8 protein-coding genes are annotated in these 7,534 nt (G+C 71.2%); 4 read left to right on the top strand and 4 right to left on the bottom strand.

Annotated elements, in window-relative coordinates; genetic code table 11:
* On the bottom strand, positions 1-714 hold a 714-nt coding region (locus V8688_RS30445), incomplete at its 3' end, for a PfkB family carbohydrate kinase (RefSeq protein ID WP_342802235.1).
* A complete protein-coding gene (locus V8688_RS30440; RefSeq protein ID WP_218720999.1) occupies positions 711-1,478 on the bottom strand; it encodes a DeoR/GlpR family DNA-binding transcription regulator in 768 nt (255 codons plus the stop codon). The genes V8688_RS30440 and V8688_RS30445, both read right to left, overlap by 4 nt.
* A gap of 273 nt (positions 1,479-1,751) precedes the next feature.
* Here V8688_RS30440 and V8688_RS30435 point away from each other — a divergent pair, with 273 nt between their 5' ends.
* On the top strand, positions 1,752-2,570 hold the full coding sequence (locus V8688_RS30435) for an amino acid-binding protein (protein ID WP_218720998.1): 819 nt from the start codon (positions 1,752-1,754) through the stop codon (positions 2,568-2,570).
* On the opposite strand, the gene V8688_RS30430 is transcribed toward V8688_RS30435, so the two are convergent.
* Complete coding sequence (locus V8688_RS30430) at positions 2,571-2,795, bottom strand: hypothetical protein (protein ID WP_218720997.1); 225 nt, start codon at positions 2,793-2,795, stop codon at positions 2,571-2,573.
* 107 nt (positions 2,796-2,902) lie between these two features.
* On the opposite strand from V8688_RS30430, the gene V8688_RS30425 reads away from it, so the two are divergent.
* Together V8688_RS30425 and V8688_RS30420 are read left to right on the top strand one after the other, a co-directional pair.
* Positions 2,903-4,078 (top strand): alpha-hydroxy-acid oxidizing protein, encoded by a 1,176-nt coding sequence (locus V8688_RS30425; RefSeq protein WP_342802234.1) that lies wholly within the window; start codon positions 2,903-2,905, stop codon positions 4,076-4,078.
* A gap of 137 nt (positions 4,079-4,215) precedes the next feature.
* Positions 4,216-4,980 (top strand): DUF6319 family protein, encoded by a 765-nt coding sequence (locus V8688_RS30420; protein WP_316575823.1) that lies wholly within the window; start codon positions 4,216-4,218, stop codon positions 4,978-4,980.
* A 21-nt stretch (positions 4,981-5,001) separates the two neighbouring features.
* On the opposite strand, the gene V8688_RS30415 is transcribed toward V8688_RS30420, so the two are convergent.
* Positions 5,002-6,504: a GGDEF domain-containing protein gene (locus V8688_RS30415; protein ID WP_316575822.1), complete on the bottom strand. Its 1,503-nt coding sequence runs from the start codon at positions 6,502-6,504 to the stop codon at positions 5,002-5,004.
* Positions 6,505-6,724: 220 nt separating this feature from the next.
* On the opposite strand from V8688_RS30415, the gene V8688_RS30410 reads away from it, so the two are divergent.
* Positions 6,725-7,534, top strand: an 810-nt coding sequence (locus V8688_RS30410) for a galactokinase family protein (protein ID WP_342802233.1), incomplete at its 3' end; no start/stop codon positions are given.

The following is a 7,534-nucleotide window of genomic DNA, read 5'->3' as shown; positions in this document are numbered from 1 at the left end:
GGCCGCGCCGAGGGTCGCCAGCACCGCGCCGACGCCCCGATCGACCAGGCGGGCGGCGGCCGCGGCGGCGGCCACGGGGTCGTCGAGGTCGACCGGGTCGAGCCCGGTCAGCTGGGCGAGTTCCTCGGCGTTGGGCTTGATGAGATCGGGTGCGACGCCGACAGATTCGGCGAACAGTGCCAGCAGGGGCGCGTCGGAGGTGTCGACCGCGATGCGGGTGCGGGTAGCGCCGTTCGCGGACGCGCCGAGGGGCGACAACCGCGCGACCAGCTCGGCGTACCAGTCGACCGGCACCGCGGGCGGCAGCGAACCGGACAGCACGATCCAGTCGGCCCCGGCGGCCAGCTCGACGAGCACCGCCGTCAGCTCGGCCAGCTCGCGGCCGGTCAGCGGACGGCCGGGCGCGTTGATCTTGGTGGTGGTGCCGTCGGTCTCGGCGATGGTCAGGTTGATGCGTGGTTCACCCGGCACCGGCACGGTACGGAAACCGATCCCCGCCGTGCGCAATCCGTGCACCACCGGATCGTCCTCGGCCCCCGGCAGCACCGCCACGACCGGCGCGCCACCCGCCGCGACGACGCGCGCGACGTTCACGCCCTTGCCGCCGGGTTGCGCGGTGACCCCGGCGGCGCGATGCACCTGCCCGCGTCGCAGCGGTCCGGTGAGGGTGACCGTGCGGTCCACGCTCGGGTTCGTGGTCAGGGTGACGATCATGCGAGGACCACCTCGATGCCCGCCGCGACCAGGTCCGCGTGCGCGCCGGCCGGGATGTCGGTATCGGTGACCAGCACATCGATGTCGTCGGTGCTGCCGAAGCGGACGAAATCCTCCCGGCCGACCTTGCCCGCGTCGGCGACCACGACGACCCGGTCCGCGGCGGCGATCATCGCGCGCTTCACCGCGGCCTCCTCGGGATCGGGCGTGGACAGGCCGTGCCGGACGGTGAGCGCGTTGGTGCCGACGAAGGCGACGTCGACCCGCAGCTCGCCGAGCATTCGCAGTGTCTCGGCGCCGACGGCCGCCTGGGTGACCCCGCGCACCCGCCCGCCGAGCAGGTGCACCCGCACCCCGGCGAAACCGGTGAGCCGGGTGGCGATCGGCAGTGAGTTCGTGACCGCGACGAGGTCCAGGTCGGTCGGCAGCTCGGCGGCCACCCTGGCCGTCGTCGTGCCCGCGTCGAACAGCACGCTGCCGCCGGAAGCGGGCAGGTGGCGCTGGGCCAGCACGGCGATGCGGTCCTTCTCGGCGGCGCGGGTGTTGTCGCGTTCGGCGGTACCCAGCTCGATGGTGGTCAGCGCGCCCGCGCCGACCGCGCCGCCGTGCACCCGCCGGATCAGGCCGAGCCGGTCCAGGACGGCGAGATCGCGCCGCACGGTCTCGGTGGTGACCCCGTACTGATCGGCCAGTTCGGCGACGGAGACCCGTCCGCGATGCCCGATGAGGGTCGCGATGGCCTGCTGCCGTTCCTCGGCGTACATGGGTTCCTCCGATGCGCTGAATGTGTACTCATATTGTTTTATGCCCGTTTGTGTTGCTTTGTCAATCAATTGTAGTGAGCCGAGTCACAATCGTTGCGCGGCGCTATCGTCGGTCACCATTCGGTCCCGGGTGCTCGCGGTCACATCTGCGCGGTGCGCGTGGCGGGTGTCACCGTGGAAGGCGGTGCAGGTCAAGCGGTTTCGGTGCGACTGTCACGCCCCGTTTACGTGTCTCGTCGATGATCGACACGTGCGCGGGTGACGCTGAGCCGCATGTGGCGAATCGCAGTGCGACCCCGTGTCACGGCCCTGGCCTGCGAGGTGTGCGGGCGGCTGCCGCACCCGCGCCGAACCCGGCTGGCGCTGGCCAAACTGGCGGCGGTGTTCCCGGTGGAGCTGGCGCTGCACGCGCTGGTGATCCACCTGCACCCGCCCTATCTGCTCACCGTCGCCCTGCTGACGATCACCACCACGATCCTGGTGATCTGGGTGGTCGAGCCGGGGGCGATGCGCATGCTGGGCGGCTGGCTGCACGGCCCGGAGCTACGCCACCGCGACCGGATCGACGAGGCGCAGGCACTGTGGCGGATCCGGGTCAGGCTGGCGGACCGGCCGGGCGCGCTGGAGACGCTGGCCAAACACCTGGCGCAGCGCGGGGCCAACATCCTCACGGTGCACGTGCATCAACTCGAGGACGCGGTGCTCGACGAACTCGTCGTCGCCGCGCCCGAGGGGGTCACCGTGCACAGTCTCACCTCGGCGGTGGTGCAGGCGGGTGGTTCGGGGGTGCGGGTCTGGCCCGCGACGGTGCTGTCGTTGATCGACGGTCAGACCAAGGCGCTGGCCATCGCGGCCCGGATCGTGGGCGATCCGGACGAATTGCCCTTGGCCGTCGCCGAATTGCTCGGCGCGCGCTATCTCGCGCCCGGCACGCCCGCGGCGGGCGATGTGGGCGAGGGCACCGTGCTGGAACTCGAACGCGACGACGATCGCTGGGGATTCGTGCGTCCCGACGAACCGTTCACGCCGGCCGAGATCGCGCGGGCGCATCGGCTGGCCGACCTGGCCGCGCTCACCGCCCGGCTGCGGTGATCAGTCGAAGCCGAGATCGGCGGTGAGCGGATCGCGTAGCGCGCCCTCGGCGGCGCGTAGTCGGTCGGTCACCGAGGTGAGCAGGTCCATCGAATCCTGGGAGAGGCCACAGGCGAGGAGGGTGAGGTAGCGGATCGCACCGTGGGTGATGCGCCGAGCGAGGAGAACGTCCGGGTCGGCGGGTGCGGCCGAGTGTTCGACGAGGGTCACGACAGGGGCACTCACAATCTCGGAACGTGCTGCTGGGTACGCTGCTGTCTACTTACGAGTATGACGCACCTTACATCCCCCCTGGGGTCTGTGAACCCCGGCTCGCATGCGAAAGTTCAGCGATGAGTCAGTTCGCCGACTATCAGAACGAGATCTACCTGGCCGCGCTCGGTGGGAATCTGCCCGAATTTCCCATGGACTACGCGACGCTCGAGCGCAAGGCGACCGCCGCGCTGCCCGACACGCTGCTGAACTACATCGCCGGTGGGGCGGGCGACGAGCTCACCCAGCGCCGCAATGCCGAGGCCTTCGCCGACTGGGGGCTGGTGCCCCGGATGCTGGTCGGGGCGACCGAGCGCGATCTCACCGTCACCGCCTTCGGGCACACCTTCGCCAGTCCGCTGTTCCTGGCCCCGGTCGGCGTGATCGGCCTGGTCGGCGAGAACGGGCACGGTGACATCGCGGTGGCCCAGGCATCGGCGAAAACCGGTGTACCCGCGATGTTCTCGACGCTGATGGAGGACCCGCTCGAGGACGTCCGTCCGCACGCGGGCGACACACCGGCGTTCTTCCAGCTGTACACGCCGAAGAACCGGGAGCTGGCCGAGAGCCTGGTTCGCCGCGCCGAGGCGGCCGGCTACGCGGGCATCACCGTCACCCTCGACACCTGGGTCCCCGGCTGGCGTCCGCGCGACCTGTCCAGCGGCAACTTCCCGCAGCTGCGCGGGCACGTGCTGAAGAACTACACCAGCGACCCGGTGTTCCAGGCGATGGTCGGCTCCGATGATCCGAAGCTGATTGTCCTGCATTGGATCGCGACCTTCGGCAACTCGCTGACCTGGGACGACCTGACCTGGCTCCGCTCGCTGACCGAGCTGCCGATCATTCTCAAGGGCATCTCGCACCCCGAGGACGCGCGCAAGGCGATCGACTTCGGCGCCGACGGCATCTACTGCTCCAATCACGGTGGGCGCCAGGCCAACGGCGGGCTCAGCGCGCTCGAGACGCTGCCCGCCGTCGTCGCCGCGTGTGACGACCGGGTGCCGGTGTTGTTCGACTCCGGCGTCCGCTCCGGCGCCGACGTCGTCAAGGCGCTGGGTCTGGGCGCGACCATGGTCGGGCTCGGCAGGCCGTACGTGTACGGGCTGGCGCTGGGCGGGGTGCGCGGACTGGTGCACCTGCTGCGCAGCTACGCCGCCGAGGCCGATCTGCTGATGGCCGTCAACGGGTATCCCGATGTCGCCGCGGTGCGCGCCAACATCCGCCCGACGACCGCGGGCAACGCCGCCCGCGACTGATCCGCGGACGGCCGGGAAGCCCGTCATCGGACGGGTTTTCGGGCCGTGACGGTGGGCTCGCCCGGAACATGTCGGTGGCGTGCGGCATCATCTCCAGCACACCACGCTGTAGAACGCACCAACCTCCGGAGTCCACGATGTCCTCGCCGAGCACCAAGTCCGCATCCCGCCGATCCGCCCCGCAGGTACTGTCCGAGGCCGAGCTCGCGCGCATCGCGGGTGAGCTGGCCGACGGCAAACCGCCGATGGTGTGGTTCACCGCCGCCGCCGTCGGCGTCGCGGAGGGCAAGTCGGGCAAGGTCGTCGCCCTCGGCGACCCGGCCGACGGCGACTTCCTGCAGGTGAAGCCCACCGGTTCCAAAGATGTGCTGTCGTTCGGACCGAGCGAGGTGACGCTGACCAAGCCGGCCCGCGCGACTACCGTAGCGCCGGGCGGATCCTCGCGGACCCGCCCGGAGAGTGTCCCCGAGCCGAGCAATCGAAAGGACCACACTGTGACCCAGCCGTCGACCCTGCCGAGCGCCGCACCGACGCCGCCCGCTCCTCGGTCGCTCGCGCCCGTCCCCGACGAGTCCGCCGCGCCCAAGCCGGCGACACCGCGTCCGGCGGCGAAGACCACGGCGGCGCGCAAGCCCAAGGCGCCCGAGGTGACCGTCACCCTCACCGGCACGTCCGACGGTGAGTGGACCGTCGACGTGGTCAACGGCAAGAAGCGCAGTGTGAAGGGGCTGGCGGTGAGCAGTGGCGCCGTCGCCCAGGCCGCCAAGATCCTGCACCCGGAGGTCGAGGAAGTCGTGGCCGGGATCCTGGAGGCCGCGCGGGGCGCGCAGCAGGCCAAGGTCGCCCAGCTGCAGGCCGAACTGGAGGCGGCCAAAAGGCTCCTTGCCGAACTAGGAGACTGAGCGCCGTCCCCACCCGCACGGCTATACCGCTGTGCTGGTGGGACTTCCGGTACTGCGCAGGACCCGGGGCCCGGTGTTCTGGCGCAGGCTGTCGTGGAAGGCGAGGCCGAGGCGGTATTCCTTGGCGTGGTACATCGCGGCGTCGGCGGCGCGGATCAGGTCGAAGACCGTGGAGTCGGTCGGCCGGGTGGCCACACAGGCGACGCCGATGCTGGCGGTGATGGGAATCTCGCCGCAGCTCAGATCGAACGGCCGCACGAACGCGCCGAGCAGCTGTTGGGCGAGTACCGCCGCCTCGGCCCGGCTGCGGGCGGCGAGCACGACGAACTCGTCACCGCCGTAGCGGGCGGTGACGTCGCTGCGCCGGGCGGTGCGGCGGATGCGGGCGGCGGCCTCGGCGATCAGTTCGTCGCCGACGGCGTGCCCGTAGCTGTCGTTGACCATCTTGAAACCGTCGAGATCGATGAACAACAGGCACAACGGTTTTCCGGCCCACTCCCGGCGATGCCGGTGCGGCGCCCGCAGCAGCGCGCCCCGGTTGAACAGGCCGGTGAGCAGATCGTGGTCGGCCTGGTACTGGGCGCGGCGCTCGCTGCGCAGACTCCGGGCGATCGCGCGTTCGCTGCGCACCAGCACCCCGACCAGCAGCAGGGTGAGCAGCAGGCAGATCACCACCCGGTCGCCCGAGCCGAGGTCGGCGCCGACGACGCTCACCAGCGAGGCGGCGACCAGCGCCACCGCGATCGCGCCCGCGCGTCTGCGCGATCGGTGCGGGTGCGCGTCGTCGGCCACGTGCGCCACGCCCATCGTCGGGTGCAGCGCGGCCAACCCCGCCAGCAGGTACGCCCACTGTTGCGGCACCAGCGCGAAACCGCTGTCGACGAGGACGGTGCCCGCGGCGGTGAGGCTTTCGAGCAGCCCGCCGACGAGCACCGCGATCAGCGCGGCCTGCAGCAGCCGCAACGCGGTCTCGCTGCGGACCACGGTGGCCAGCGAGTGCGCGAGCACGGTCAGCAGCAGCGCGTCGATCACCGGGTAGCTCGCGGCCAGCACGGTGTCGAAACCGGTGGGGTGGCGCAGGATCGGCGAGATCAGGAACGTCCACGAGGCCAGCAGGGCGCTGAGCCCGATCAGCATCGAGTCGAGCCACAGATCGCGGGCGCCCGCCACGCGGCGCGGTTGCAGCCAGCCCACCGCCGCCAGCCCGAGGCACAGATAGGCGGCCACGGTGCACAGATCATCGACGGGGCGCCACGCGCTGTGCAAACCGAGTTCGCGTATCGCGGTCCCCGCCGCGAACAGCGGGACCGAGGTGGCCAGCAGGTACCAGGGCGTCCGGTGCGCCGGCCGGTGACTGTAGAGGCCGTAGCCGATCATCGCCAGACTGCCCGCGACAATCGCGACCAGCAGCAGGAACGACAGTGACCGCGTGCCGAGCAGCGGCGCGAGCAGCGCGGCCCCGGCCGCCCCGAGGACGATCGCGTACCAGCGCGGGTTCCGCCGGCATGTCTCGCTGATGGTCATCAGCCCCCCTCGATCCTGCTGCGCACGCGACGAGCGCCGATCGAACGTAAGAGACGCTCAAAACCTTTACAACTCAGTCGATCATGACACGTTCGGCACCCGGTTGTCGTGCCCTTGCGCGCATTGCCGGATACCGATTCGGTACCCGGTGCGCGGCACCCGGCCGACAGGGTGTGTGGTGGGATCGCCGCAGCGTCGACGAGTGTAGAGGAGCCGAAAGATGGACAGCTGGATCGCACCCGGCCGGGTCAACATCATCGGTGAGCACACCGACTACAACGACGGGTTCGTGCTGCCCATCGCCTTGCCGCTGGGCGTGGTCTGCGCGGCCGGGCCCACCGCGGACGGCCGGGTCCGGCTCACCTCGGCGCAGCGGCCGGGCGAGGTCGTCGTGGTCGCGGTGCGAGAGCTTGCGGCGCAGCGTGATCGGGTGCCCGGGTGGGCGCGGTATCCGCTCGGGGTGGTGGTCGAGTTCACACGCCGGGGGCATCCGATCGAGGGGGTGCGGCTCGAGGTCGACGGCGCGGTGCCGATCGGGGCGGGATTGTCGTCCTCGGCGGCGCTGTGCTGCGCGGTGACGGTGGCGCTGCGCGAGTTGTTCGCGCCCGAACTCACCGATCGCGCCGTCGTCGAGATCGCGCGCGCCGCGGAGAACGGTTTCGCCGGGGTGCCGACCGGGCTGCTCGACCAGTCCGCGTCGATCCTGTGCACGGCGGGTCACGCGCTGTTCCTCGACGTGCGCGCCTTCACGGCGCCCGACGGCCCCGAACCCGCTGCGGTGGAGCAGATTCCGTTCGATCTCGCGGCGGCGGGGCTGGCACTGATCGTCGCCGACACCGGCCATCCGCACGACCTGGCCGACGGCGCGTATGCCGAGCGCCGGGCGCAGTGCGAGGCGGCCGCCGCCGTGCTGGGGGTGCGCGCCCTGCGCGATGCCACCGAGGCCGACCTGCCCCGGCTCGCCGATCCGCTGCTGCGGCGGCGGGCCAGGCATGTGGTCACCGAGAACGCGCGGGTGCTCGCTGTCGTC

The organism is Nocardia sp. No.11, assembly GCF_038752175.1.
GTDB classification, from domain to species: Bacteria; Actinomycetota; Actinomycetes; order Mycobacteriales; family Mycobacteriaceae; genus Nocardia; species Nocardia canadensis.
Note: the sequence above shows the minus strand (reverse complement) of the source record. Positions and strands in the feature narration are given on the sequence as shown.